The sequence below is a fragment of the Streptomyces sp. NPDC044061 genome (genome assembly GCF_056434305.1).
The window spans coordinates 81,104-107,540 of record NZ_JBWKFL010000014.1; the positions used below are offsets into that span (position 1 = coordinate 81,104).

Annotated in this window: 25 protein-coding genes; 15 read left to right on the forward strand and 10 right to left on the reverse strand. The window is 71.8% G+C overall.

Going from position 1 to position 26,437, the window contains the following annotated elements; translation table 11 throughout:
- Positions 1 to 16: 16 nt before the first annotated feature.
- The 4 genes from AC07CM_RS23435 (at position 17) to AC07CM_RS23450 (ending at position 3,753) form a co-directional block, all read left to right on the forward strand.
- Positions 17 to 1,564: a flavin-containing monooxygenase gene (locus AC07CM_RS23435; protein WP_478878389.1), complete on the forward strand. Its 1,548-nt coding sequence runs from the start codon at positions 17 to 19 to the stop codon at positions 1,562 to 1,564.
- Positions 1,561 to 2,529 (forward strand): alpha/beta fold hydrolase, encoded by a 969-nt coding sequence (locus AC07CM_RS23440; protein ID WP_478878390.1) that lies wholly within the window; start codon positions 1,561 to 1,563, stop codon positions 2,527 to 2,529. The genes AC07CM_RS23435 and AC07CM_RS23440 overlap by 4 nt, the downstream gene beginning before the upstream one ends.
- Positions 2,526 to 3,410, forward strand: coding sequence for an SDR family oxidoreductase (locus tag AC07CM_RS23445; RefSeq protein WP_478878391.1), 885 nt, complete (start codon positions 2,526 to 2,528; stop codon positions 3,408 to 3,410). Before AC07CM_RS23440 ends, AC07CM_RS23445 begins: the two co-directional genes overlap by 4 nt.
- Before the next feature lie 88 nt (positions 3,411 to 3,498).
- A complete protein-coding gene (locus AC07CM_RS23450; protein WP_478878392.1) occupies positions 3,499 to 3,753 on the forward strand; it encodes a hypothetical protein in 255 nt (84 codons plus the stop codon).
- Between the two features lie 273 nt (positions 3,754 to 4,026).
- On the opposite strand, the gene AC07CM_RS23455 is transcribed toward AC07CM_RS23450, so the two are convergent.
- Entirely contained in the window at positions 4,027 to 7,344 is a 3,318-nt protein-coding gene (locus tag AC07CM_RS23455) for a S41 family peptidase (RefSeq protein WP_478878393.1), read from the reverse strand.
- Positions 7,345 to 7,498: 154 nt separating this feature from the next.
- On the opposite strand from AC07CM_RS23455, the gene AC07CM_RS23460 reads away from it, so the two are divergent.
- The 7 genes from AC07CM_RS23460 (at position 7,499) to AC07CM_RS23490 (ending at position 13,507) form a co-directional block, all read left to right on the forward strand.
- Positions 7,499 to 8,104 carry a TetR/AcrR family transcriptional regulator gene (locus tag AC07CM_RS23460; protein ID WP_478878394.1) on the forward strand — a complete coding sequence of 202 codons (606 nt, stop codon included), beginning with the start codon at positions 7,499 to 7,501 and terminating at the stop codon, positions 8,102 to 8,104.
- Positions 8,105 to 8,211: 107 nt separating this feature from the next.
- Positions 8,212 to 10,440 carry an MMPL family transporter gene (locus AC07CM_RS23465; RefSeq protein ID WP_478878395.1) on the forward strand — a complete coding sequence of 743 codons (2,229 nt, stop codon included), beginning with the start codon at positions 8,212 to 8,214 and terminating at the stop codon, positions 10,438 to 10,440.
- 83 nt (positions 10,441 to 10,523) lie between these two features.
- Complete coding sequence (locus AC07CM_RS23470; RefSeq protein WP_478878396.1) at positions 10,524 to 10,751, forward strand: hypothetical protein; 228 nt, start codon at positions 10,524 to 10,526, stop codon at positions 10,749 to 10,751.
- Positions 10,752 to 10,821: 70 nt separating this feature from the next.
- A complete protein-coding gene (locus AC07CM_RS23475; RefSeq protein WP_478878397.1) occupies positions 10,822 to 11,334 on the forward strand; it encodes a YbaK/EbsC family protein in 513 nt (170 codons plus the stop codon).
- Positions 11,331 to 12,179, forward strand: a complete 849-nt coding sequence (locus AC07CM_RS23480; protein WP_478878398.1) for an EamA family transporter — start codon at positions 11,331 to 11,333, stop codon at positions 12,177 to 12,179. Before AC07CM_RS23475 ends, AC07CM_RS23480 begins: the two co-directional genes overlap by 4 nt.
- Before the next feature lie 94 nt (positions 12,180 to 12,273).
- Positions 12,274 to 13,176: an NAD(P)-dependent oxidoreductase gene (locus AC07CM_RS23485; RefSeq protein WP_478878399.1), complete on the forward strand. Its 903-nt coding sequence runs from the start codon at positions 12,274 to 12,276 to the stop codon at positions 13,174 to 13,176.
- A 55-nt stretch (positions 13,177 to 13,231) separates the two neighbouring features.
- Complete coding sequence (locus AC07CM_RS23490; RefSeq protein ID WP_478878400.1) at positions 13,232 to 13,507, forward strand: DUF1876 domain-containing protein; 276 nt, start codon at positions 13,232 to 13,234, stop codon at positions 13,505 to 13,507.
- Between the two features lie 47 nt (positions 13,508 to 13,554).
- Here the strand turns inward: AC07CM_RS23490 and AC07CM_RS23495 are convergent, their stop codons facing one another.
- The 6 genes from AC07CM_RS23495 to AC07CM_RS23520 all read right to left on the reverse strand — a co-directional run bounded on the left by AC07CM_RS23495 (position 13,555) and on the right by AC07CM_RS23520 (position 18,385).
- The gene (locus AC07CM_RS23495) at positions 13,555 to 14,715 is read right to left on the reverse strand and encodes a serine hydrolase domain-containing protein (RefSeq protein ID WP_478878401.1); all 1,161 of its coding nucleotides are present in this window, start codon (positions 14,713 to 14,715) and stop codon (positions 13,555 to 13,557) included.
- A gap of 75 nt (positions 14,716 to 14,790) precedes the next feature.
- Positions 14,791 to 15,249, reverse strand: coding sequence for an organic hydroperoxide resistance protein (locus AC07CM_RS23500; RefSeq protein ID WP_478878402.1), 459 nt, complete (start codon positions 15,247 to 15,249; stop codon positions 14,791 to 14,793).
- A 107-nt stretch (positions 15,250 to 15,356) separates the two neighbouring features.
- Positions 15,357 to 15,833, reverse strand: coding sequence for a MarR family winged helix-turn-helix transcriptional regulator (locus AC07CM_RS23505; protein ID WP_478878403.1), 477 nt, complete (start codon positions 15,831 to 15,833; stop codon positions 15,357 to 15,359).
- A complete protein-coding gene (locus AC07CM_RS23510) occupies positions 15,830 to 16,591 on the reverse strand; it encodes an energy-coupling factor ABC transporter ATP-binding protein (RefSeq protein ID WP_478878404.1) in 762 nt (253 codons plus the stop codon). The genes AC07CM_RS23505 and AC07CM_RS23510 overlap by 4 nt, the downstream gene beginning before the upstream one ends.
- Positions 16,579 to 17,340: a cobalt ECF transporter T component CbiQ gene (cbiQ, locus tag AC07CM_RS23515; protein ID WP_478878405.1), complete on the reverse strand. Its 762-nt coding sequence runs from the start codon at positions 17,338 to 17,340 to the stop codon at positions 16,579 to 16,581. Before cbiQ ends, AC07CM_RS23510 begins: the two co-directional genes overlap by 13 nt.
- A 1-nt stretch (position 17,341) precedes the next feature.
- Positions 17,342 to 18,385, reverse strand: coding sequence for an energy-coupling factor ABC transporter permease (locus AC07CM_RS23520; RefSeq protein ID WP_478878406.1), 1,044 nt, complete (start codon positions 18,383 to 18,385; stop codon positions 17,342 to 17,344).
- Positions 18,386 to 18,534: 149 nt separating this feature from the next.
- On the opposite strand from AC07CM_RS23520, the gene AC07CM_RS23525 reads away from it, so the two are divergent.
- A complete protein-coding gene (locus AC07CM_RS23525) occupies positions 18,535 to 18,873 on the forward strand; it encodes an SsgA family sporulation/cell division regulator (RefSeq protein ID WP_478878407.1) in 339 nt (112 codons plus the stop codon).
- On the opposite strand, the gene AC07CM_RS23530 is transcribed toward AC07CM_RS23525, so the two are convergent.
- Both AC07CM_RS23530 and AC07CM_RS23535 read right to left on the reverse strand, forming a co-directional pair.
- Positions 18,874 to 20,538, reverse strand: coding sequence for a penicillin-binding transpeptidase domain-containing protein (locus AC07CM_RS23530; RefSeq protein ID WP_478878408.1), 1,665 nt, complete (start codon positions 20,536 to 20,538; stop codon positions 18,874 to 18,876). It abuts the gene before it with no gap.
- 98 nt (positions 20,539 to 20,636) lie between these two features.
- Entirely contained in the window at positions 20,637 to 22,268 is a 1,632-nt protein-coding gene (locus tag AC07CM_RS23535; protein ID WP_478878409.1) for a penicillin-binding transpeptidase domain-containing protein, read from the reverse strand.
- 215 nt (positions 22,269 to 22,483) lie between these two features.
- Here AC07CM_RS23535 and AC07CM_RS23540 point away from each other — a divergent pair, with 215 nt between their 5' ends.
- Positions 22,484 to 22,981 carry a hypothetical protein gene (locus AC07CM_RS23540; RefSeq protein WP_478878410.1) on the forward strand — a complete coding sequence of 166 codons (498 nt, stop codon included), beginning with the start codon at positions 22,484 to 22,486 and terminating at the stop codon, positions 22,979 to 22,981.
- A 58-nt stretch (positions 22,982 to 23,039) separates the two neighbouring features.
- On the opposite strand, the gene AC07CM_RS23545 is transcribed toward AC07CM_RS23540, so the two are convergent.
- Entirely contained in the window at positions 23,040 to 24,788 is a 1,749-nt protein-coding gene (locus AC07CM_RS23545; RefSeq protein ID WP_478878411.1) for a dolichyl-phosphate-mannose--protein mannosyltransferase, read from the reverse strand.
- A gap of 105 nt (positions 24,789 to 24,893) precedes the next feature.
- Here AC07CM_RS23545 and rsmI point away from each other — a divergent pair, with 105 nt between their 5' ends.
- Positions 24,894 to 25,745 (forward strand): 16S rRNA (cytidine(1402)-2'-O)-methyltransferase, encoded by an 852-nt coding sequence (gene rsmI / locus AC07CM_RS23550; RefSeq protein ID WP_478878412.1) that lies wholly within the window; start codon positions 24,894 to 24,896, stop codon positions 25,743 to 25,745.
- 272 nt (positions 25,746 to 26,017) lie between these two features.
- Entirely contained in the window at positions 26,018 to 26,419 is a 402-nt protein-coding gene (locus tag AC07CM_RS23555; protein WP_478878413.1) for a hypothetical protein, read from the forward strand.
- The last annotated feature ends 18 nt before the right edge of the window (positions 26,420 to 26,437 follow it).

Here is a 26,437-nt window from a genome sequence, read left to right on the forward strand (position 1 = left end):
GCGTGGAGGCTTCGGGATGGCCGAGCACGAGCATGTTCGAGTGGCGGTGATCGGGTCCGGGTTCGGTGGGCTGGGCGCCGCGGTCCGGCTGCGCCGGGAGGGGATCACCGACTTCGTCGTCCTGGAGCGGGCCGACAGCGTCGGCGGCACCTGGCGGGACAACAGTTACCCCGGGTGCGCCTGTGACGTTCCGTCCCATCTGTACTCCTTCTCCTTCGCGCCCAACCCGGACTGGCCGCGCACCTTCTCCGGGCAGGAGCACATCCGCGCCTACCTGGAGCACGTCACCGACGTCTTCGGGCTGCGTCCGCACATCCGCTTCGGCGCCGAGGTGAAGATGATGCGCTGGGACGGCGAGCAGCTGCGGTGGGAGATCGAGACCGCGCGCGGGACGCTCACCGCCGACGTCGTCGTGTCCGCCACCGGGCCGCTGTCCGACCCGAAGATCCCCGAGATCCCGGGGCTCGAGTCCTTCCCGGGCAAGGTGTTCCACTCGGCTCGCTGGGACCACGACTACGACCTGAGCGGCAAGCGCGTGGCCATGATCGGCACCGGCGCCTCCGCCATCCAGATCGTGCCCGCCATCCAGCGCCGGGTCGGCCGGCTCACCCTCTTCCAGCGCACCCCGGCCTGGGTGATGCCCCGAGTGGACCGCGCCATCAGCGGTGCCGAGCGCCGGCTGCACCGGGCGCTGCCCTTCACCACCCAGCTGCGGCGCGGTCTGCTGTGGGGCATGAGGGAGCTGCAGGTGCAGGCGTTCACCAAGCATCCCGACGAACTCGGCCTGGTCGAACGGCTCGCCAAGCGCAACATGGCCCGTGCGATCAAGGACCCGGCCCTGCGCGCCAAGCTCACCCCCGACTACCGCATCGGCTGCAAGCGGATCCTGCTGTCCAGCGAGTACTACCCGGCGCTGGCCCGGCCGAACGTGGACGTCGTCGCGAGCGGGCTCAGCGAGATCCGCGGCTCGACCCTGGTCGCCGCCGACGGCAGTGAGGCCGAGGTCGACACGATCGTCTTCGGTACGGGCTTCCACGTCACGGACATGCCCATCGCCGAGCGGGTGGTCGGCGCGGAGGGCATCACGCTCGCGGAGTCCTGGAAGAACGGCATGCAGGCGCTGCGCGGCGCCGCGGCCGCCGGGTTCCCGAACTGGATGACGGTCATCGGGCCCAACACCGGCCTCGGGAACTCCTCCATGATCCTCATGATCGAGTCCCAGCTGAACTACATGGCCGACTACCTGCGCCAGTTGGACGTCCTCGGCGGCCGTACCGCCCTCGACGCCCGGTCCGCCGCCGTCGAGGCCTGGAACCACGAGGTGCAGGAACGCATGAAGCGGACAGTGTGGAACACCGGCGGCTGCACCAGCTGGTACCTGGACGCGAGCGGCCGCAACACCACCATCTGGCCCGGTACGACGACGGAGTTCCGGCGCGCGACCCGGCGGGTGGACCTGGCGGAGTACGAGGTCGTCCGCGGGGGCGAGGACGAGCGGCGGCGGGGTGACGCCGTGACGGAGAAGGCCGTGGCGTCCGGGAAGCAGAGCGAGGCCGCCGCATGAGCCGTGTTCTCTCCGTCACCAGCGGTCCCTACGCGCCGCCCGTCCCCTCCCGCACCCTCACCGTCGTCTCCGCCGACGGCGCGCGCCTGCACGTAGAGGTGCACGGGCCCGAGGACGCGCCCCCGGTCGTCCTCTCCCACGGCTGGACCTGCTCGACGGCCTTCTGGGCCGCGCAGGCAGCCGAGTTGGCCGGCGACCACCGGGTGATCGTGTACGACCAGAGGGGGCACGGGCGCAGTCCCGCGAGCCCGGCGTGCACCACCGAGGTGCTGGCGGACGACCTCGAGGCGGTGCTCGCGCAGACGCTCGCACGCGACGAGAAGGCGCTGATCGTCGGCCACTCCATGGGCGGGATGACGGTCATGGCCGCCGCCACGCGCCCCCGCTTCCGCGAACACGCCGCCGCCGTCCTGCTGTGCAGCACGGGCAGTTCCCGGCTGGTCGCCGAGTCGCGCGTGGTGCCGTTGCGCGCCGGGCGGGTACGCACCTGGATCACCGGGCGCATTCTCGGATCGCGCGCTCCTCTCGGACCGGTCACGCCCCTCGCGAGGCGCGTCCTCAAGTACGGCACCATGGGCGCCGGTTCCGCCCCGCACATGGTGGAGGCGTGTGCCCGGATCGTGCACGCCTGTCCGCGTGCCGTGCGCCATGCCTGGGCGGGTGTGCTCGCGGCGCTCGACCTCGACCACGGGGTACAGGAGTTGCGCGTGCCCACCGAGGTGGTGCACGGCGTCTCCGACCGGCTCACGCCCCCCGTGCACGCCCGCGCGCTGGCGGCCGCGCTGCCCCACTGCCTCGGCCTCACCGAGCTGACGGGCGTCGGCCACATGACCCCGATCGAGGCTCCCGAGCTGGTGACCGGCAGGATCCGGGACCTCGTCACCACGTACGTCACGGGCAGCACCCCCGGATCGCAACCGCGGTCCCACCCCACCCCCGTGCAGCAGATCAAGGAGGGCGCATGAGCAGGGTCAGCCTCGAAGGGCAGGTCGCCGTCGTCACCGGAGCGGCGCGTGGCGTCGGCGAGTTGCTGGCGCGCAAGCTCTCCGCACGCGGCGCCAAGGTGGCGCTGGTCGGGCTGGAGGAGGAGGCGCTCAAGGAGGTCTCCGAGCGGCTGCACAGCGACAGCGCGCACTGGTACGCGGACGTCACCGACCACGAGGCGATGAGCCGGGTGGCCGAGGAGGTCAAGGAACGCTTCGGCAAGGTCGACATCGTCGTCGCCAACGCCGGTGTGGCGACCGGCGGTCCCTTCGCCGACTCCGATCCGCGGGCCTGGCGGCGGGTGATCGAGGTGAACCTGATCGGTTCGGCGGTGACCGCCCGCGCGTTCCTGCCGGTGCTCACCGAGAGCCGCGGCTATCTGCTGCAGATCGCCTCGCTCGCCGCGATCACCCCGGCGCCGATGATGACGGCCTACTGCGCCTCCAAGTCGGGCGTGGAGGCGTACGCGCACAGTCTGCGCGCCGAGGTCGGCCACCAGGGCGTGCGGGTCGGTGTCGCCTACCTGTCCTGGACGGACACCGACATGGTGCGCGGCGCCGACCAGGACGACGTCATGCGGGAGCTGAGGCAGCGGCTGCCGTGGCCGTCGAACAAGACGTACCCGCTGGGCCCGGCGGTGGACCGGATCGTGGCCGGGATCGAGCGGCGCTCGGCGCATGTGTACGGGCAGTGGTGGCTGCGCGGCATGCAGAGCGTGCGCGGATACCTGCCGGCGCTCATCGGCACGGTCGGCCAGCGCGAGATGCGGCGGTTCGGGCCGCGGCTGCAGGGGATGCGCTCCGGACTCGTCGGCGCAGGTGGGGAGGCGGACGAGGCGGCGCGTGCTACGCACCGTAACTGATCGACATGCACTCCGTGTTCGCCCGTGTGAATCTGGTCGAGGCCCCACCGAGGGGCCGAACCCCCACCCACTACGGGAGTGAACCCACATGGGTATGAAGGACAAGTCGAACGAGTGGCAGGACCAGGCCAAGCAGAAGGTCGGCGACACCCGTGAGAAGGCCGGCCAGCGCGGCCCCCAGCAGGGCGGCCAGCGCGGTCCCCAGCAGGGCGGCCAGCGCGGTCCCCAGCAGGGCGGCTCGCAGCGGGGTCAGCAGACCGAGCGCGGTCGTCAGAACCACCGTGACATCCAGGACACGGAGCAGGAGATGGAAGACCGCTTCGACCAGGACTACGACGCCTAGTCGCTGCGCTCGGCCTTGGCCGATCGGCGTGGGGTGCCCTTCTTCTTGGAGGGCGCCCTGCGTCTTTTGTGTGTCGGAGCGTTGTCGGCTGACGGCGCGTGGGGGCTGGTCGCGCCCACGCGGCGGAGCCGCACATCGGTACGGCCTCGCGCCCCCTTATTGGCGCCCCCTTATTGGACGCGCCCCTTTCTGGAAGGCGGCCCTTGGCCGTTATGAGGTCGCCCTGGGCGGAAGCTTCGGCCTTGAGCGTTTCTGGAAGGCGGCCCTTGGCCGTTATGAGGTCGCCCTGGGCGGAAGCTTCGGCCTTGAGCGGTTCGGTACCTCGCTGCGGTCCGGGGGCACCGCCGGTGGGTTGGTCTTCAGGAGTTCCAGGGCCAGTTCGACCGCGTCGTCGAGTTGGGCGTGGCGGCCCTCGGCCCAGTCCAGGGGGGTGCGCTGGATCTCCAGGTCGGGGGCGACGCCGTGGTTCTCCACGGACCATCCGTAGGCGTCGAACCAGGCGGCGTTCATCGGGACCGTGATCACCGTGCCGTCGCCCAGGCGGTGCCGGCCGGTCATGCCGACGACTCCGCCCCAGGTGCGCTGACCGACGACCGGCCCGAGCTTCAGGAGCTTGAACGCGGCGGTGATCATGTCGCCGTCGGAGGAGGTCGCCTCGTCCGCCAGGGCCACCACCGGGCCCCGGGGAGCGTTCGAGGTGTACGACACGGGCTGCGCGTCCCGGGTCAGGTCCCAGCCCAGGATCGTCCGGGAGAGTTTCTCGATGACGAGTTCGCTGATGTGGCCGCCCGCGTTGCCGCGCACGTCCACGATCAGCGCGGGCCGGGACATCTCCATGCGCACGTCCCGGTTGAACTGGGCCCAGCCCGAGCCGCCCATGTCGGGGATGTGCAGGTACCCGCACTTGCCGCCGCTCAACTCACGCACGACCGCGCGACGTTTGGCCACCCAGTCCTGGTAGCGCAGCGGCCGGTCGTCGATGAGCGGGACGACGGCGACGCGCCGGGGCCGGGCCGGCTCGCCCTCCTGGGTGGCGGCCGGGGTGAAGGTCAGCTCCACGGTCGTACCGCCCGAGCCCGCGAGCAGCGGATAAGGTCCCGCCACCGGGTCGACCGGACGGCCGTCCACGTGCGTCAGTACGGCGCCCTCGCGGATGCCCGTCCCGGCCAGCGGCGAGCGTGCCTTGGAGTCCGAGGAGTCGCCGGGAAGGATGCGCTTGACGGTCCAGCCGCCGTCCCGGCGTACGAGGTTGGCGCCGAGCAGGCCCTGCCAGCGCTGGTAGTGGGGCGGGCCCTCGTTGCGGCGGGCGGGGGTGACGTAGGCGTGCGACGTGCCCAGTTCGCCGAGGACTTCGCGCATCAGGTCGGCGAACTCGTCGGGGGAGGCGACCCGTTCGACCAGCGGCCGGTACTGGTCGAGCACCGCGTCCCAGTCGATGCCGCACATGCCGGGGTCCCAGAAGTAGGCGCGGATGATCCGGCCGGCCTCCTCGTAGGCCTGGCGCCACTCGGCGGGCGGGTCGACCTCGTGCAGGATGCGGCGCAGGTCGATCCACACGGTCGTGTCGCTGTCGCCGGACTCGGTCGACGGCACCGCCCGCAGCTCGCCCTCGTCGACCACCACCAGGCGGGTGCCGTCCCCGCTCAGCGCGAACCAGTCCAGGTGGTCGACGAGTTCGGACTTCTTCGCCTTGGCGATGTTGAAGTACTCCAGCGTCGGCCGTCCGCTGACGTCGGCGGGGTTGGCGAAGGTCTCGCCGAGCGCGCCGGAGATGGGCCAGCGCAGCCAGACCAGGCCGCCGCCCGCCACCGGGTGCAGCGCCGAGTACTTGGAGGCGACGACCGGGAACGGTGTCACCCTGTTCTCCAGGCCTTCCACCTCCACGGTCACCGTGCCGCCCTCGCCGGTCTCCTCGTCCTCGAGCGGGTCGAGCCCGCCGGCCGCCGGGCGGCCCTCGGGGTTGAGGGCGAAGGGGGAGGGGGTCGCCGAGGACAGCGGGACGAGGTACGGCCGGCAGCCGAGCGGGAAGGACAGGTCGCCGGTGTGGACGTCGTACACCGGGTCGAAGCCGCGCCAGGACAGGAAGGCGAGGTAGCGGCCGTCGCGGGTGAAGACCGGGTTCTCGTCCTCGAAGCGGCCGTTGGTGACGTCCACGATGAGCCGGTCCTTGATGCGGGCCAGCTTGATCTGCCGCAGCGAGCGGCCGATGCCCGGGTGGGACCAGGTGAGCCAGGAGCCGTCCGGGGAGAAGGCGAGGTCGCGGACGGGGCCGTTGACCGACCGGATCAGCTCGGTGACCACCCCGTCCCCGGAGCCGCCGGCGCCCTCGGCGGCGCCCTCGCCGGTCTCCTCCGCCCCTTCGGTCCCCTCCGTCGTGTCGATCAGCAGCAGCCGTCCGTCGTGCGAGGCGATCGCGATCCGCTCACCCGGCGGGTCGGGCACCATCTCCAGGACCCGCCCCAGGTCGCCCGAGGCCGGCCGGCGCGGTGCGCGGTCTCCGCTGGCGCGGGGCAGCTGGGCGATCTCGACGGCGTCCCTGCCCTCGGCGTCCGTCACGTACGCGACCTGCCCGGTGGAGCCGAGCATCTCCGGCAGCCGGACCCGCACGCCGGGCGTGTCGGTGATCGTGCGCGCCGGTCCGTCCCGGTGCGTGAGCCAGTACAGGCTCCCGCGTACGACGACGGCGCTGGCGCGCCCGGTCTCGTCCACGGAGATGCCGTCCACGTGCTGGGCGGCCGGCACCTGGTACTTGCGGCGTCCCGCGCGCGGGCCGCTGAGCCGGATGTCGAGCTTGCGTGGCGCGGCGCCCGGCGTGAAGTCGTCCACCAGCCACAGGTCGCCCGCGCACTGGTAGACCACGCGGGTGCCGTCGCCGGCGGCGTTGCGGGCGTAGAAGGCGTCGTGGTCGGTGTGGCGGCGCAGGTCGGAGCCGTCGTGGGCGCAGGAGTAGAGGTTGCCGACGCCCTCGTGGTCGGAGAGGAAGGCGATCCGGCCGGCGACGAACATGGGGGCTTCCAGATGGCCCCCGATGTCGGGCAGCAGCCGCTGTCCGTGCAGCCACAGCCGGCCCATGGCGCCGCCCCGGTACCGCTTCCAGGAGGCCGGTTCGTGCGGCGGGGTGCCGGTGAGCAGCAGCGTCTTGTGCTGGTCGTCGAGGTCGGCGACCTGGATGTCGGAGACCGGGCCCCAGGGCAGCTTGCGGCCGGGGTCGCCGTCGGTGGGCACCTTGTAGGCCCAGGTGAAGTACGAAAAGGGTTCGCCGTGGGAGGCGACGGCGAGGATGTCGCTCTCGCCGTCCTCGTCGGGGGGCGTCCAGCCGCGGACCTCGGTGTCGACGCTGCCCCAGTAGGTGAGCTGCCGCGCGGGTCCGCCCTCGACGCCGACGAGGTGGATCTCGGGCACGAGGCTGCGCCAGGTCGTGTACGCGATGTGGCGGCCGTCGGGCGAGAAACGCGGGTGGCCGGTCTTGGCGCGGTCCACCGTGAGCCGCCAGGCACGGCCCGGGGTGTCGAGGGGAGTCAGCCAGAGGTCGTCCTCGGCCACGAAGCACAGCAGGTCGCCGTGGAGGTGGGGAAAGTGCAGATAGCTCACCTCCCCATGCTTTTCCGGGGGCGCAGGCCCAGCAACTTATGCGGAGCCGACAGCCGTGAGCCAAGACACGTACGAAACGGTTTCGTTTCGAACGCTCACAGGGTATCTTCATGGATGTACGCAGAAGCGGGCTCGGAGCGGGAAGGTGAGTGGCATGACCGAGGCAGTCGCAACGACGCGCCGCAGTCGGATCACGCCCGAGCGCGAGGCCGAGTTGTACGAGGCCGTGCTCGAACTGCTCCGCGAAGTCGGCTACGACGCCCTGACCATGGACGCCGTGGCCGCCCGCACCCGGTCCAGCAAGGCCACGCTCTACCGCCAGTGGGGCGGCAAGGCCGATCTGGTGGCGAAGGCGGTGCGGCACACCAAGCCGGGCGGCTCCGCCGACGAGATCGACACCGGGTCCCTCAGGGGCGACCTGCACGCGCTCACGCTGCGTGCGGACGACTGCGAGATGGAGCAGAACTCCGCGCTGATGCGGGGCCTGGCCATGGCGACCCACTCCAACCCGGACCTCCTGAGGGCGTTCCGGGACCATCTGATCGAGCCGGAGATGGCGGAGTTCCGCCGCGTCCTGCAACGGGCGATCGACCGGGGTGAGGTCCGCGCGGACAACCCCGCGATCGATTTCGTGATGCACATGATGATCGGCGGGTTCGCGGCCCGCACGCTCATCGACGAGCAGCCGCCCACGCAGGCCTTCCTCCTGTCGTACATCGACGCCGTGGTCCTCCCCGCCCTCGGCGCCCCCACCGGCTGAACCCTCTCCCCAGCAAGCAAGCCCACCACCTGACGTCTCCGCTCACGTCGTCGGGCTGATCACCCCTGCCCTGATGAACCCAACGACCTGACCGGGAGTACGCCTCCGTGGCCACGTTCCTCTACAGACTCGGCCGTCTCGCCTTCCGGCGACGGCACTTCTTCGCCCTGATATGGGTCGCGCTGCTCACCCTCGCCGGGGTGGGCGCCGCCTCCGCGCCGGCCGCCGGCAACTCGTCCTTCTCCATCCCCGGCACCGAGGCCCAGAAGGCCTTCGACCTGCTGGAACAGCGCTTCCCCGGGATGAGCGCCGACGGCGCGACCGCCCGGGTCGTCTTCAAGGCGCCCGACGGCGAGAAGATGACGGACAAGCACAACAAGGCGACCGTGAACAAGACGGTCAAGGAGCTGAAGAGCGGCTCCGAGGTCGCCTCCGTCGCCGACCCCTACACCGGGCACGCCGTCAGCAAGGACGGCACGATCGCCTACGCCTCGGTGAAGTACGAGGTCTCCGGCATGGAGCTGAAGGACTCCTCCAAGGACGCCCTGAAGGAGGCCGCGCAGGACGCGCGGGACGCCGGGCTCACGGTCGAGGTCGGCGGTGACGCGCTCACCGCGACCCCCGAGACCGGATCCAGCGAGGTCATCGGCCTCGCGGTCGCCGCCGTCGTCCTCGTCATCACCTTCGGTTCGCTGCTCGCCGCCGGGTTCCCGCTGCTGACCGCGATCATCGGCGTCGGCATCGGCGTCTCCACGATCACCGCGCTCGCCGGCGCCCTGGATCTCGGCACGACCACCTCCACCCTGGCCTCGATGATCGGCCTCGCCGTCGGCATCGACTACGCCCTCTTCATCGTCTCCCGCTACCGCTCCGAACTGGCCGAGGGCCGCGAGCGCGAGGACGCGGCCGGACGCGCCGTCGGCACGGCGGGCTCGGCGGTGGTCTTCGCGGGCCTGACCGTCGTCATCGCCCTGGTCGGCCTGTCCGTGGTCAACATCCCGATGCTGACCAAGATGGGCGTCGCGGCCGCCGGCACGGTCGCCGTCGCGGTCCTCATCGCCCTCACCCTGATCCCCGCGCTGCTCGGCTACGCGGGCCGCAGGGTCAAGCCGGCCGGCGAGAAGAGCAAGCTGCTCGGCGGTGGCCGCAGGACCCGGAACGCCGCGAAGCAGGGCCGCCCGAACATGGGCACCCGCTGGGCGAGCTTCGTCGTACGCCGCCCGGTCGCCGTCCTGCTGCTCGGTGTGATCGGTCTCGGCGCGGCGGCGATCCCGGCCGCCTCCCTCGAACTGGGCCTGCCCGACGACGGCTCCCAGCCGGTCTCCACCACCCAGCGCCGCGCGTACGACCTGCTGTCCGAGGGCTTCGGTCCGGGCTTCAACGGCCCCCTGATGGTCGTGGTCGACGCCAAGGACAGCAAGCACCCCAAGGCGGCCTTCACCAAGGTCGGCGACGAGATCAAGGGCCTGAAGGACGTCGTCACGGTCACCCCGGCCGCGCCCAACAAGACGGGCGACACCGCGACGATCACCGTCATCCCCGACTCCAAGCCGTCCTCGACCACCACCGAGGACCTGGTGCATGCCATCCGTGGCAAGGGCGCCGGCATCACCTCGGCGACCGATGCGAAGGTGCTGGTCACCGGCTCGACGGCGATGAACATCGACGTCTCGCAGCGGCTGAACGACGCCCTGCTGCCGTACCTCGCCCTCGTGGTCGGCCTGGCCTTCCTGCTGCTCATCGTGGTCTTCCGCTCGGTCCTCGTCCCGCTGAAGGCGGCCCTCGGCTTCCTGCTCAGCGTGATGGCGGCCCTCGGCGCCGTGGTCGCGGTCTTCCAGTGGGGCTGGCTGTCCGGCCTGATGAACGTCGAGCAGACCGGCCCGGTCATGTCGATGATGCCGATCTTCATGGTCGGTGTGGTCTTCGGTCTCGCCATGGACTACGAGGTGTTCCTCGTGACCCGCATGCGGGAGGCGTACGTCCACGGGGAGAAGCCCGGCCAGGCCGTCGTCACCGGCTTCAGGCACGGCGCGCGGGTCGTCACCGCCGCCGCCGTCATCATGATCGCCGTCTTCGCCGGCTTCATCGGCTCCAGCGAGTCGATGGTCAAGATGATCGGCTTCGGCCTCGCCACCGCCGTCTTCTTCGACGCGTTCATCGTCCGCATGGCCATCGTCCCGGCGGTGCTCGCACTGCTCGGCAAGAGGGCCTGGTGGCTGCCCAGGTGGCTGGACCGTGCCCTGCCCAACGTCGACGTGGAGGGCGAGGGCCTGCGGACGGCGCAGGACCACCGGGACGCCGACCCCGACGGGGAACGGGAGCTGGTACGCGCCTGACGTACCGCTCGTGAGGACCGGCCGGTGAGGGATCCGTGGGGACGGGGCACCCTCACCGGCTTCTTCCACCGTTCCTCGTGGGCATGACGGCGCTGTGGGGGCTGGCGGACGGCATGTCCTGGGCGCAGGTCCGGGACTTCGCGCTGCCGTACGTCCTGACGGTCCTCGGCGCGGCGGCCGCCCTGACCGGGCTCGCCTTCGCCCCCGGCGTCCGCCGCCTCACCGCGCTCTCCCGCCTGCTCCTGCTCGGCGTCCTGGCCTGCCCGGCGCCGGTCGGCCTCGCGGTGTGGACCTGGTGCCAGGTGGGCTGACGGCGCGGAGACGTGCCCGGGCCCACAACCCGGTCGCGTGCACCGTACAGCCACCGCTAGCGTGCCCCCCATGACGACAGCCGCCACTGACGCCGAGGAATCCGGAGCGCACCCCCGCTTCGCCGAAGCCCTCCGCGCGCTCGGACTCGAGGACGTCCTCAACCGAACCCGCAGGTTCCCGGAGGCCACCCGTACCGCCGCCGAGGCCGCCGCCGCGATCGGGTGCGAACTGAGCCAGATCTGCAAGTCGCTGATCTTCGCGGCCGACGGGGTACCGGTGCTGGTGCTGATGGACGGCGCCTCACGCGTGGACGTGGAGCGCGTGCGCGAGGAACTGGCGGCCGGCAAGGTCACCCGGGCCGACGCCTCCGTCGTACGCGAGACCACGGGATACTCCATCGGCGGCGTACCGCCCTTCGGACACCGCACCCGTACCCGGGTCCTCGCCGACCGCTCGCTGCTCGCGCACGACCTGGTGTGGGCGGCGGCCGGAACACCGCACACGGTCTTCCCCATCGAACCGAAGGCGCTCGTGGCCCACGCCGGTGCCGCGCTGGTGGACGTGCGCGAGCAGACCGCGTGACGCCGCTGGTCACCGCGGCGGTGCTGCTCGCCGCGGTCACGCACGCCAGCTGGAACGCCATCGCACACCGGATCACCGACAAGCTGGTCGGGTTCACCCTGATCCTGGCGGGCGGCGTGCTCATCGGGCTGCTGCTGGCGCCGTTCGCGGCCTTCCCGGCGGCCGCGGCCTGGCCGTACCTGGTCGTCTCGGCGGTCATCCACCTGCTGTACGTCGTGCTGCTGATGACGTCGTTCCGGCTGGGCGACTTCGGGCAGGCCTACCCGATCGCGCGGGGCAGCGCGCCGCTGGTGGTCACCGTGTTCGCGGCCGTGTTCGCGCACGAGGTGCCGGACGGCTGGGCGGCCACGGGCATCGCCCTGTCGTGCGCGGGACTGACCGGCGTGGCGCTGTGGGGGCTGCGCGGACACCGGCCGGACTGGGCGGCGATCGGGGCCGCGCTCGCCACCGGGCTGTCCATCGCCTCGTACACGGTCGTCGACGGGCTCGGCGTGCGCACCTCCGGCTCCCCGCTCGGCTACACCGCCTGGCTGATGGTGGTGCAGGGCGTCGCGATCCCGGCGTACGCCGTCTGCCGCCGTTTCCGGCGCGACACCGTGGCCGTCCTGCGCCCCTTCGCCGCCCTCGGCCTGTTCGGTTCCGTCCTGTCCGTCTCCGCCTACGGCCTGGTCCTGTGGGCGCAGACCCGGGCCGCACTCGCCCCCATCGCCGCCCTGCGCGAGTCCTCGATCATCGTCGGCGCGGCCATCGGCGCCCTGTTCTTCAAGGAGCGCTTCGGCGCGCCCCGGATCGCGGCGGCGGGCCTGCTGGTCGTGGGCATCGGGCTGATGCTGCACGCCGGGTAGCGCGCCGCACGCAGGAGTCCGTACGAGGATGTTCGGGGATGTTCGGGGAGTTCGGGGACCCGCAGGACAGGAACCGTACGACAGGGAGCCGTCAATGACCGACAAGCCGACCGTCAGCGTCCTGGGCACCGGCATCATGGGCGCCGCCATGGCCCGCAACCTCGCCCGCGCCGGGCTCGGCGTCCGGGCCTGGAACCGCACCCGGGAGAAGGCCGAACCGCTCGCCGCCGACGGGGTCCGGGTCACCGGCACGCCCGCCGAGGCCGTCGACGGCGCAGACGCCGTGCTCACCATGCTGTACGACGGCGGCACCGTCCTGGACGTCATGCGCGAAGCCGCCCCGGCCCTGCGTCCGGGCACCGTGTGGGCGCAGTGCACCACCGCCGGCACCGAACTGGTCGCAGATCTGGCGGGCTTCGCCCGCGAGCACGGGCTGGTGTTCTACGACGCCCCCGTGCTCGGCACCCGTCAGCCGGCCGAGGCCGGACAGCTGGTCGTGCTGGCCGCCGGGCCCGAGGCGGGCCGGGAGACGGTCACGCCCGTCTTCGACGCGGTCGGCACCAGGACCGTGTGGACCGGCGAGGACGGGGCCGCGGGCGGCGCCAGCCGGCTCAAGCTGGTCGCCAACAGCTGGGTCCTCGCGGCCACCGCGGCGGCCGGTGAGGTGCTGGCCCTCGCCAAGGCCCTCGGCGTCGACCCGCAGGACTTCTTCGACCTCATCGAGGGCGGGCCGCTCGACATGGGGTATCTGCGGGCCAAGTCCGCCCTGGTGCTCGACGGGAAGCTGACCCCGGCGTCGTTCGCCGTGGCCACCGCCGAGAAGGACGCCCGGCTCATCGTCCGGGCCGGCGAGCTGGGCGGCGTACGGCTCGACGTCGCCGCCGCCACCGCCGAACGCTTCGCCCGCGCCGCCGCACAGGGGCACGCCGACGAGGACATGGTCGCCGCCTACTTCGCCAGCTTCGACGAGAAGTCCGGTGGCCAGGCTCCGACGTGACGTTCCGGGCGCGCGGGAGCACCCTGGAATCAGCGGACCTCCGGAGGTGGTCGACATGATGAACACCGTTGTGGGATGGCACGTAGAGCTGGAGTTCCAGGAAGACGCGCAGCACACACGGGCGGTCGCCCTGGTGCGCTTGCCCGACGGCAGCGAGGTGCGGGCCCACGGGCACGCCAGCCGTCACCGCGTCGACTCCAACCAGCCCCGGGTCGGCGAGGAGATAGCGGGTGCCCGCGCCCTCAACGAACTGGCCATGCACCTGCTGACCAAGGCGCACGACGAGATCGACGCGGCGTCCGGGCGGACCTCGCATCCGATCAACGTGTGAGGGCGACTCCCAACCTGTGAGGGCGCCTGCTCGCACGCCGAAGCCCGTCAGCCGAGCGACCTGCGCACCGCCCGCACCAGCGCCTGCGCCCGCGGGTCCGCCGTCACGCTCTTCCTGAAGCCGTTGGTGACGTAGCCGAAGGCGATGCCCGTCTCCGGGTCGGCGAAAGCGAGAGCGCCGCCCCGGCCGGGATGGCCGAAGGAGTGCGGGGACAGTAGCGGGGACGCGCTGCCGTGCAGCATGTAGCCGAGGCCGAACCGGGTGCCCACCACGAGGACCCGGTCCGGTCCGGCGGACTGCTCGGCCCGGGCCAGTTCCATGGTGGCCGGGGTGAACAGACGGGCGCCGCCGTCCACTTCGCCGATGAGGGAGGCGTAGAAGCGGGCGAGGCCGTCGGCGGTGGCGATGCCGTTGGAGGCGGGCAGGGCGGCCGCGCGGTAGGCGGCCGCGTTCTCGTCCGGGAGCGGGGTGATCGCGGCGAAGGCGCGCCGGGTGAGTGAGCCGGGGTCGGCGTAGGCCTCGGCGACCGCGCGCTTGGGGCGGGTCCTGAGCGCGCCGGCCGACTCGGGTGCCTCGGTGGGGCCGACGCGGCCCACGCGCGCGTGCTCCGTCTCCGGCAGGCCGAGCCACAGGTCGGCGCCGGCGGGCGCGGCGATCTCCTCGGCGATCCACTCACCGACCGGGCGCCCGGTGACCCGGCGGACCAGCTCGCCGGTGAGCCAGCTGTAGGTCTGCGCGTGGTAGCCGTGGTCCGTGCCCGGCTCCCACACCGGCGCCTGTGCGGCGACGGCCGCCGCGCCGAGGTCCGGGTCGGCCGCCTCCGCGGGGGTCAGGGGACGGTCCAGGACCGGCACGCCCGCGCGGTGCGCGAGCAGGTGCCGGACGAGCGTGTGTTCCTTGCCGGCCGCCTTGTACTCGGGCCAGTACGCGCCCACGGGTGCGTCCAGGTCGAGTTCGCCGCGCTGGTGCAGCAGCAGGAGGGCGGCGGCCGCGACGCCCTTGGTCGCGGAGCGCACGATCTGCGCGGTGCCGGGCTCCCAGGGGGCCGTACCGTCCACGTCCCTGGTGCCGCCCCGGAGATCGACGATCTTCCGGCCGTCGCGGTACACGGCGACTGCCGCTCCGCGCTCCCCGAGCAGCTCGAAATTGGCTGCGAACGCCTCCCTGACCGGCTCGAAGCCCTCGGCCACCACGCCGTTCACGTCCACGCCCGCTCATCCCTTTCGGCTTGCCTTCGACAGTGGGTGCAACACCTACTGTCACCCTGGGATTCCTTTGTCGCGCTAGCCGAGGAGGATCGTTACATCGATGTTGCCCCGGGTGGCGTTGGAGTACGGGCACACCTCGTGGGCGGCGTCCACCAGCGTGGTCGCGACGTCCGGGTCCAGGACGGGCAGGGAGACGCTGAGGGCGACCGCGAGACCGTAGCCGCGGTGCTTGTTGGGGCCGATGCCCACCTTCGCGGCCACCGTGGAGCCGGTCAGGTCGTAGCCCGCCCGGTTGCCGACCAGGATGAGCGCGTTGTGGAAGCAGGAGCTGTAGCCGGCCGCGAACAGCTGCTCCGGGTTGGTGCCGTTGCCGTCGCCGCCCAGCTCGGGCGGCATCGCGACCTTCAGCTCGATCTGGCCGTCCTGGCTGGTGACATAGCCGTCCCGGCCGCCGTGGGCCGTGGTCTCCGCGACGTACATGATCTTCGTCGGGCGGGTGTCGACAGTGGGATCGACAGCGGTGCCGTCGGTCATGGGTGGCCTCCCCCAGAACAAGTCGCGCGCAAGTACATCGTGCACAAGGTACTGGCCGGTAGGTCAGCTTGCCAGGGCAGGGGGTGGCAACCGCGGGTAACGCGGGATCAGTGCCGTTCGGCCGCCGCGTCGGCGCGTTCGGTGAGTTTCCACAGCTCCGCGCGCAGCCGCTCGACCTCCTGGGCGCCGAGCCCCGTGGACGTGAGCAGGGCGCCGGGCACGCGCGCCGCGCGCTCCCTGAGCTGTTCTCCGCGTCCGGTGCACGCGACGAGCACCGAGCGCTCGTCGCCCGCCGCGCGCTCCCTGCTCACCAGACCCGCCCCCTCCAGCCGCTTCAGCAGCGGCGAGACGGTGCCGTAGTCCAGGCGCAGGGCGCCCGCCAGCTCCTTCACGCTGGTCTCGCCGTGCTCCCAGAGGACCAGCAGCACGAGGTACTGCGGGTAGGTGAGCCCCAGCTCGTCGAGGAGCGGGCGGTACGCGGCGGTCACGGCGCGCTGGGCGGCGTAGAGCGCGAAGCACAGCTGGTCGTCCAGCAGCAGCGAACCGGAGGCCCCGGTGTCGTCTCGGTCGTCTTGACGCGTCACGCGCCCATTGTCACGGACTTCGGGTCGAAGCCGAACGGCAGCTCCAGACGGTGCGCGCGCATCAGGGCGTCGTCGGAGAGCAGTTCGCCGGTCGGGCCGTCGGCGGCGATCACGCCGTCACTGAGGATCAGCGAGCGCGGGCACAGCTCCAGGGCGTACGGCAGGTCGTGCGTGACCATGAGGACGGTCACGTCCAGGGAGCGCAGGATGTCGGCGAGTTCGCGCCGGGAGGCGGGGTCGAGGTTGGAGGAGGGCTCGTCCAGGACCAGGATCTCCGGCTCCATCGCGAGCACCGTCGCGACCGCGACCCGGCGCCGCTGGCCGAAGGAGAGGTGGTGCGGCGGCCGGCCGGCGAAGTCCTGCATGCCGACCCGCTCCAGGGCCGTGCGCACCCGCTCCTCCAGCGCGGCCCCCTTGATCCCGGCCGCCGCCGGTCCGAACGCCACGTCCTCGCGCACGGTCGGCATGAACAGCTGGTCGTCGGGGTCCTGGAAGACGATGCCGACCTTCTGCCGGATCTCGGCCATGTGCTGCCTGCCGACCGGCAGCCCGGCCACGGTCACCCTGCCGGTGCCGCCGCCCAGGATGCCGTTCAGGTGCAGCACGAGGGTGGTCTTGCCGGCGCCGTTCGGGCCGAGCAGCGCGACCCGTTCGCCGCGCGCGATGGAGAAGTCCACGCCGAACAGGGCCTGGTGGCCGTCGGGGTAGGCGAAGGCGAGGCCGGAGACCTCCAGCGAAGCATTACTCACAGGACCCATCCCAGCAGACGGACGACGAGGGCGGCGCAGGGGAGCGCGAGGGCGTGGGACCACTGCGCGCGGGACGCGGTCACCTCGTCGATGACCGGCATCGAACCGGCGTAACCCCGGCTGACCATGGCCAGGTGCACCCGCTCCCCGCGCTCGTAGGAGCGGATGAACAACGCGCCCGCGGACTTGGCGAGCACCCCCCAGTGGCGGACGCCCCGCGCCTCGAAGCCGCGCGACTCGCGGGCGATCCGCATCCGGCGCATCTCGTCGGTGATGACGTCGCCGTAGCGGATCATGAACGAGGCGATCTGCACGAGCAGCGGCGGCAGCTTCAACCGCTGCAGCCCGAGCAGCAGTTCGCGCAGTTCGGTGGTGGCGGCCAGCAGCACGGAGGCGGCGACGCCGAGGGTGCCCTTGGCGAGCACGTTCCAGGCGCCCCACAGCCCGTTCACGCTGAGCGAGAGGCCGAGCACGTGCACCCGTTCGCCCTCGGCCACGAAGGGCATGAGCACCGCGAACGCGACGAACGGCACCTCGATCAGCAGCCGTTTGAGCAGGAAACCGGCCGGCACGCGCGCACGGTGGGCGACGTACGCCAGCAGCACGGCGTACACCGCGAACGCCCACATCGCCTCGCGCGGGGTCGACACCACGACCACCACGAACGCGAAGGCGGCGGCGAGTTTGGTGTGCGGCGGCAGGGCGTGCACGGGCGAGTGCCCGTGCCGGTAGAGCCTGTGCGCGTGTCCGGCGCCCATGTCAGACGCCCGTGCCGGCGGGGGAGACGTCCTCGGTACGGCGCCTGCGCACCGCCCAGAACACCGCGCTGCCCGCGACGACCGTGACGCCGACGCCGATCACGCCCGCGAGACCGCCGGACAGCCGGGCGTCGGAGACGTCCTTGACGCCGTAGCCGGCCAGCGGGGAGCCGTCCGACGCGTGCCTCCCGGCCTTCTTGTCGATGCCCTGGTCGTGCGCGACCTTCTCCAGGCCGTCGGGGTCGGCGGAGGCGTAGAAGCTCACGAACCCGGCGAGCACCAGCGAGGTGACCAGCCCGGTGACCCACAGCGTGCGCCGGGAGGAGCGGGCCGCGACGGGCGTCGTCGGAGCCGGCGCGTCCACCAGCTCGCCGTTCACGCGCAGCCGCAGCGTCTGCCGCAGTCCGCGCGCGCCGTGCACCAGGTCCGGGCGTACGGCGACGACGGCGCCCACCGTGAGCGCGGTGATCACGGCCTCGCCGATGCCGATCAGCACATGGACGCCGATCATCGCGGTCGCCACCTTGCCGATGGAGACGTCGGTGGTGCCGCCGATCGCGTACATGAGCGTGAAGGCGACGGCCGCGGCCGGCACGGAGAGCAGCGCGGCGACGAAGGAGGCGATGGTGACCGAGCGCCGCTTGCCGGGCAGCACGGCGAGCAGCCCGCGGAAGACCGCGTACGCGACGACCGTCGTGACGATGGCCATGTCGGTGATGTTCACGCCGAGCGCGGTCAGCCCGCCGTCCGCGAACAGCACGCCCTGCATCAGCAGCACGACCGACACGCACAGCACGCCGGTGTAGGGGCCGACGAGGATGGCGGCGAGCGCACCGCCCAGAAGATGGCCGCTGGTACCTGCCGCCACCGGGAAGTTGAGCATCTGCACGGCGAAGATGAACGCCGCCACCAGACCGGCCAGCGGGGCGGTCCGCTCGTCGAGTTCGCGGCGGGCGCCGCGCAGACTCACCGCGAGGGCGCCGGCGGCGACCACTCCGGTGACCGCGGAGGTGGGGGCGTCGATGAATCCGTCAGGTACATGCACCAGACGATTCTAGAAGGTTGTTGCGAACCTTTTGCAAGAGAGAGGGCGTCTCCGCGTTCACCAGGGCGTGAACCGGGAAATGTGGGACATTGGATGGGAAGCGGATGCACAGCTTTCGCATAGGTCACTGAGCGTGAGAGGGCGATCCGATGTCTGTAGTCGAGCAGTACGCGCGCGCCCATATCGTCACGGACGAGGAGGATCCCGGGGCCGTACCCGTGGTGCTGCGCTACGACCCCGACGCCGATCCCCGCGCGGTGCGGGTCGGCCTGCCCGGACCGCACGAGTGGACGTTCTCACGCGCACTGCTCGAACGTGGACTGCGGGCGCCGGCCGAGAGCGGCGACGTACGGGTGTGGCCGTGCGGCCGAGTCCAGGCCGTCCTGGAGTTCCACTCCGCGCACGGCGTAGAAGTGGTGCAGCTCGATTCGAAGGCGCTGCTGAGATTCCTCCGCCGCACCTACACGGCGGAGCCGGTGCACACCTGATCAGCCGCCCAGCTTCAGCAGGGCCGCCACGATCGGGCCGGCCGTGTCGCCGCCATGGCCGCCCGCCTGGACCACGCCGGCCGCGGCCAGGTCGCCCCGGTACGCGGTGAGCCAGCCGTTCGGCTTCTTCTGGCCGTCGACCTCGGCGGAGCCCGTCTTGGCGCCGTAGTCCGGTCCCAGGCCCGCCATCGCCTTGGCCGCCGTGCCGTACGCCGCCGTGTACTGCATGACCTCCTTCACCTGGGCCTGCGTCTTGGACGACATGCCGCGCGACGCCTTCGCCAGGGTGCGGTGGTCCACCGTCGGGGACACCAGGTACGGCTGGTGGAAGGTGCCCGACTCCACCGTCGCCGCCACCGACGCCATGTTCAGCGGGTTCATGCGCACCCCGCCCTGCCCGATCAGCGAGGCGCCCATCTGCGCGCCGCTCTGCACCGGGACCGAGCCGTCGAACGACGGGACGCCGATGGCCCAGTTGTTCAGGCCGAGGCCGTAGACCTGCTGGGCCTCGTTCGTCAGGTCGCCGTTCGACAGCTTCGGCGCGAAGTTGATGAAGGCGTTGTTGCAGGAGGCTCCGAAGCTCAGCTTGAAGGAGCCCTTCTTGATCTCGGAGTCGGCGTCGTTGTGGAACGTCCAGCCGGCCAGCTTGTACGTCTTGGGGCAGGGGTGCGACGCCTCGGGGGTGACGAGCCCCTTCTCGAACAGCATGGTCGACGTCACGACCTTCATCGTGGAGCCGGGCGCCAGTGAGCCCTGGAAGGCGGTGTTGAAGCCGTGCTCGCTGTTGGCGACCGCGAGGATCTCGCCGGTCGACGGCCGCAGGACCACCACCGAGGCCCGCGGCCGGGTGCCGACCTGCCGCTCGGCGGCCGCCTGGAGGGTCGGGCTCAGCGTGGTCTTCACCGTGCCCGGCGTGCCCTTGCTGAGCTCAACCAGCGTCTTGTCGGACAGCTTGGCGGCCTTGGACGCCTTGCCGCGCACCACGCGCAGCTCCACGCCCGCCTTGCCGCCCGCGGTCTTGCCGTACTTCTCGCGCAGGCCGTCCAGCACCGTGCCCAGCGAGGGGTACCTGGCCGTGGTCAGCTCGGCGCCGTCGCGGTCCAGCGCCTTGATGGGCGGGGTGCCGGACTCGCCGGTGACGAGCGTGTCGCCGTCCTTCAGGTCCGGGTGGAGCACGGAGGCGTGCCAGTCGACCAGGGGCTTGCCGTCGCTCGCCCGCCGGACGACGGTGAGGGAGCTGTCGTAGGACAGCGGCTCGCTGAGGTTCTTGTACGCCACGGTCGCCCTGACGGAGAACGGCACCCTGGCGGCGGTGGCCGTCTTGGCGGTGAGCGTGACGTCCTTCAGGTGGGCGGCCTCGGTGTAGCCGGTGAGCAGCTCGGCGGCGGCGGCCGAGTCGTCCGTGGCGGCCGCCGCCTCGGTGATCCGGCCCTGCTGCCAGGCGGTGAGGAAGCGGGTGGTCGCCGTGCGGACCTCGGCGGCGGTCGGCGGGCCGGTCCTGACGGCCTTGTGGCCGGCCGTGGAGGCACGGTCGTCGGCCGACGCGCCGCCGCCGTACAGCGCGTAGACGCCGAACCCGGCGCCGCCGACGACCACGGCGAGCATCCCGCCGAGGACGGCGGGTCTGGTCTTCCGTCGCTCGGCGACGCGCCTTCTCTTGCCCACAGCCTCAGTTCCTCCGCGCCTTCCCCAGGGTCCCCGCAGCCCTCACACTCTGCCCAACGACGGCAACCACACTAAGGTCCCCGCCTGTGCGGGTGATGTCAGCCCGCACTCCGTAGCACGCTTGCGACAATAGGCCCGGCCGCGTCGATGCCGTGCCCCCCGTCCTGGACCATCGCGGCCCCCGCGACGTCGTTGCGGTAACCGGCGAACCAGCTGTCGGACTTCGCGGCCCCGTCCACCTCGGCCGAGCCGGTCTTCGCGCCGATGTCACCGCTCAGCCCGGCCATCACGCCGGCCGCGGTGCCGCTGTGGGCGGTGCGGCTCATCATGCCGCGCAGCTGCTGGACCGTGCCTGCCGACAGCCCACGCGCGTGTGCCGGTTCCCGGTGGTCCAGGCTCAGCGGCACGATCACCGGCTGCCGGAAGGTGCCGGTCAGCGCGGTCGCGGTCACCGAGGCCATGTTCAGCGGGCTCATCTGCACCTGGCCCTGGCCGATCAGGCCGGCGGCCGTGTCGGGGCCGCCGGCGGCGGGCACCCTGCCGTCGAAGGACGGTACGCCGATCTTCCAGTTGTTCTGCCCGAGCCCGAACCGGTCCTGGGCCTCCTTGGTGAGCGAGTCCACCTTCACCTCGTTCGCGAACTTCACGAACGCCGTGTTGCACGAGCGGGCGAAGCTGTCGGCGAGCGTGGCGTGGTCGTCCGGGGCGAGGTCCTTCAGGTTGTGGAAGGTCTGGCTCTCCGAGACGGCGGACGGCGGGCAGGGCGCGGGGCCGTTCGCGGTGGTCAGGCCGTTGTCGATGAGGGTCGCCGCGCTGATGATCTTCATCGTGGAGCCGGGGGCGCGTTCGCCGAGGAAGGCCGCGTTGAAGCCGTCCTCGCGATGGTTGGCCACGGCCAGGATCTCGCCCGTGCTGGGCTTGACCGCCACGACGGAGGCGTTGACGTACTTCGCCACGGCCGTCTCGGCCGCCGCCTGCGCGCTCGCGCTGAGCGTCGTGTTCAGCTTGCCGGGCCTGCCCTTGGCGAGGGTGAGCAGCGTGGTGTCGGCCGCGCCCTCCTCCGCCGTGCCGGCGTGGCGTACGACCAGCTCCGCGCCGGGCCGGCCGCCGGTCTTGCCGCCGTACCGCTTGCGCAGCTCGTCCAGGACGGGACCGAGGGAGGGGTACTGGTCCTTCGTCAGCACCTTCCCGTCCCGGTCCACGGCCTCGATCTGCGGCGTCGACGCGTCGATGGTGAGCGTGTCCCCCTTCCGCAGCCGCGGATGTACGACGGAGGGCTGCCAGTCGACCAGCGCGCGGTGCGAGGTCTCGCCGCGCACGACGGTCAGGCGGCTCTTGTACGTCAGCTGCCGCGACTTCCCCTTGTACGACACCGTTGCCTCGACCGTGTAGGGCACGGCGGTTCCGCCGGCCGTACCGGGCGTGACGCGCACCTTGCCGATGTGCGCGTCGTCGCTGTACGCCGTCAGCAACTCCCGAGCCGCCTCTGGGAAGTTGGTGTAGGCCGCCGCGGTGGAGGCGTCACCCTTCTCCCAGGCGGCGAAGAACTTGCCGGTCGCCTCCTTGACCTCGTCGGCACTCGGCGGCCCGGTCTTCACGGCCGCGGCGCCGCCGCCCGTCCCCCCGTCGCCGTTCAGCGCGGACACGATGTTGTAGGCGCCGTACCCGGCCCCGCCCAGCATCACCGCACACACACTGCCTATGACCGCGGCCTTCACTCCGCTGCGCATCGCGCGAACCCCTCCCCGTTCCCCGTTGGACACCACCGCGTTGCAGTTTCCTGAACGCGTTCAAAAGTAGGTGCAGGGGGCACTCTATGCGGTTGTGAGGTTCGTGTGACCGGAGTTGCCGATTGTTGTCCGAACGGAGACGTTGGCGACCGCATTGTCAGCGCCGCCTGCTCTACTTCGGCACAGGACAGGACCGGTGAACGACGGAGACCGACATGGGCGTGCTGTACGACTACTTCCACGCCGCCGACCACGCCACGGCGGTGCACCAGGCCGTCGGCCCGGACGGCGACTGGCTCCGCGGGGCGTCGCTGGAGGAGGCGGGCGCGGACTGGATCGACGCGAAGGGCTTCGACCCGAACGTCGTACTGGCCCAGCTGGTCGCCTACGCCGAGGGTGTCTCCTTCGCCGATCAGCCCGATGCGCCGAACCTGATCTGGCCCGAACCGCCGTATCCCCAGGGCGAGCCCATCGACCCCGACTCCCCCTGGAACGCGTGCGTGCTCCTCGAACAACACCCGGATCGCTGGCGGGACGTCCTCGCCACCCTCCCCGAGGACGCAGTCCCGATGGTGGCGGCTCAGTGGTACGAGATCCAGGAGGTCGACTTCGCCGACTACCTCGATGCCAAGGACGCGGTTGCCACGTTCATGTCCCTGGCCCACCGCGCGCGGCCGGCGGGCGCCCACCTCTACTGCCGCTGCAGCCCGTGAAGCCGGTCCGACACGGGGGCGCGGCCCGACCGCCCGCGCCCCCGCGGTGTCCGGCCACCTAGACCCAGGTATCGAGCCACATCCGCGACCGCCAGCTGTCGATCGGGATGGCCTGGCCCGTGTACAGCGGCCAGAAGTAGATGAAGTTCCAGGCGATCAGCAGGACCAGGACGCCCGCCGCCGAGGCGCCGATCACTCGGCGGGTGTCGCTGGAGTTCGACGGGCCGATGATCGCGCCGATCAACATCGCCACCGCCAGGCACAGGAACGGCAGGAAGACGACCGCGTAGAACAGGAAGATCGTCCGCTGCTGGTACATGAACCAGGGCAGATAGCCGGCCGCGATGCCGCAGGCGATGGCGCCGGCCCGCCAGTCGCGGCGGAACGCCCAGCGCCACAGCACGTACAGGAGGGCGAAGCAGGCCGCCCACCACAGCAGCGGCGTGCCGATGGCCAGCACCTCGCGGGCGCACTTCTCGCCGGCGTCGGCCGGGCAGCCGTCGGCGCCGGGGGAGGGCGACTCGTAGAAGTACGACACCGGGCGGCCCAGCACGATCCAGCTCCACGGGTTGGACTGGTAGGTGTGCGGGGACGACAGGTGCACGTGGAAGTTGTAGACCTCGTGCTCGTAGTGCCACAGGCTGCGCAGCCAGTCCGGCAGGAAGGTCCAGTGGCCGCCCTTGCCGTCGGTCGCCGCCCAGTTGCGGTAGTAGCCGCCGGTGCCGTCGGCCGGGGAGAGGATCCAGCCGGTCCAGGACGCCAGGTAGACGGCGATCGTCACCGGGACCGTCGCCAGCAGTGCGAGGCCGAGGTCGTACTTGAGTACCGCGACGTACGGGTGCCGGGCGCCGGCCACCTTGCGCGTGCCGACGTCCCACAGCACCGCCATCGCACAGAACGCGAACAGGATGTACAGGCCGTTCCACTTCGTGCCGAAGGCCAGGCCCAGCATCAGCCCGGCGCCCCAGCGCCAGGGCCGCAGGCCGAAGCGGAAGGTGTCGGCGACGTGCTCGTCCGGGCGGACCCGGCCGTCGGGCCCGGCGGGCAGAGCGGCCGCGATCCGTTCCCGGGCCCGGTCCCGGTCGACGACCAGACAGCCGAACGCGGCCACCACGAAGAACATCAGCACGCCGTCGAGCAGCGAGGTCCGGCTCATCACGAAGTGCAGGCCGTCCACCGCCATCAGCGCGCCCGCCAGACAGCCGAGGAACGTCGAGCGGAACATGCGGCGGCCGATCCGGCACAGCAGCAGGACCGACAGGGTCCCCAGCAGGGCCGTCATGAACCGCCAGCCGAACGGGTTGAACCCGAACATCAGCTCGCCGAGGCCGATGACGTACTTGCCCACCGGCGGGTGCACGACGTACGCGGCGTCCGCGGGGATCGCGAGATGGCCGTGTGTCTGCAGCACCAGGTCGTTGGCGTTCTTGTCCCAGTTGACCTCGAAACCGCGGTGGACGAGCGCCCAGGCGTCCTTGGCGTAGTACGTCTCGTCGAATATCACCGCACGCGGGCTGCCCAGGTGCCAGAACCGCATCACGCCCGCCAGCAGCGTCACCAGCAGCGGACCGCCCCAGCCCGACCAGCGCGTGATCCGGTCCGCCAGGACCGGCGGCACGCCCAGCCCCTGCCACAGGCGCGGGCTCGGCCGCGTGTACGGCGGCACCAGCCGGTCGCGTACGTCGCCGGAGGGCGCGTCAGTGGCGGGCGTGTAGCCGAATCGGCGCAGCCGCTGCTGCCACGACGGTTGCTGGTCGTGCGGTGCCTGGCCCTGCCGGAGGTCCGTGGAGGACGCGGTACTGGTCACCGCGCCATCGTAGGGAACCGTTCTGTGTGAGTCCCGTGCATGGCGGTACCGGTCGGGACACGGTCGCTTTCCGTCACGCCCCTGAGCGCCTGCGAGGATGGGGGCGTGACTGGAACCCTTGTCCTGGCAGGTACCCCCATCGGCGACATCGCGGACGCACCGCCCCGGCTGGCCGAGGAGCTGGCCGGCGCCGACGTCGTCGCCGCCGAGGACACGCGGCGGCTGCGCCGGCTCACCCAGGCGCTCGGCGTGACCCCCAAGGGCCGCGTGATGTCGTACTTCGAGGGCAACGAGTCGGCCCGCACGCCCGAGCTGGTCGAGGAGCTGCTCGGCGGCGCGCGCGTGCTGCTCGTGACGGACGCGGGCATGCCGTCGGTCTCCGACCCGGGATACCGGCTGGTCGCGGCCGCCGTGGAGAAGGACATCCGGGTCACCGCCGTACCCGGGCCGTCCGCCGTGCTCACCGCCCTCGCCCTGTCCGGACTGCCCGTCGACCGGTTCTGCTTCGAGGGCTTCCTGCCGCGCAAGGCAGGCGAGCGGCTGTCCCGGCTGCGCGAGGTCAGCGGTGAGCGGCGCACGCTCGTCTACTTCGAGGCCCCGCACCGGCTCGACGACACTCTCGCCGCCATGGCCGAGGTCTTCGGCGCGGACCGGCGGGCCGCCGTCTGCCGCGAGCTGACCAAGACGTACGAGGAGGTGCGGCGGGGCCCGCTCGCGGAGCTGGCGCGGTGGGCCGCCGAGGGGGTGCGCGGGGAGATCACCGTCGTCGTGGAGGGCGCCCCGGAGTCCGGGCCCGAGGAGCTCGACGCCGAGGAGCTGGTGCGGCGGGTGCGCGTCCGGGAGGAGGCCGGCGAGCGGCGCAAGGAGGCGATCGCGGCGGTGGCGGTGGAGGCCGGGCTGCCCAAGCGGGTGGTGTTCGACGCGGTGGTGGCGGCGAAGAAGGACGGGGCGCTCTAGCGGCGCACACGCCCTCTGAGCAGGCCTCTTCTCGACTGAGCGAGCGCCCCATGGAAGGGCAAAAGGCCGGCGTGGAAGGCAAAGCCCAGACCCCCCGTGCGGGCCCGGTTTGGCAAGGAACGTCCAAGACGCCTCCAACACTCGACAGGCCTGATGCGTTCGCGCCGGTGGAGGCGTCCACTGGTCAAAGGGACGCACCCGTCCCTCGCCCCAAGGGGTTCCGGGGGGAACCCCGCGCCGGGGCGCTTGTCCAGCGGACAAGAGGAGCTGGCATGAGTGAGATCGCAGGGCAGACCGGCCTCCGCGGTACGGCCACCGCCGTCGTTCACGAGTCGTACGCGTTCGCCTGCATGCGATGCGGGCACGGCTGGGAGCAGTCGTACGCGATAGAGCACCACACGAACGCCGACGGCCAGGAGTTCGTGCTGTACGTGGCCGACGGACAGGTCGTGCCGTCCCCGCTGAGCCGGCCCTCGTGCCACAACTGCGACGGCCACGTCGTCAGGATCATGCGCGCGGGTCAGGTCTCTTCGGTGCGGAGCGCGGCCGAGCGGCAGCACCGCGTGCCGCAGGCGGGCCCGGTCGAGGCCCCGCAGGTGCCGGGGCAGACCAAGGAGCCGCACCACTGGCATCTGTCCGATCTCCTGCACCCCTTCCAGCGCAAGGCCGGCTGAGCAGGTCACCGGCGCTCG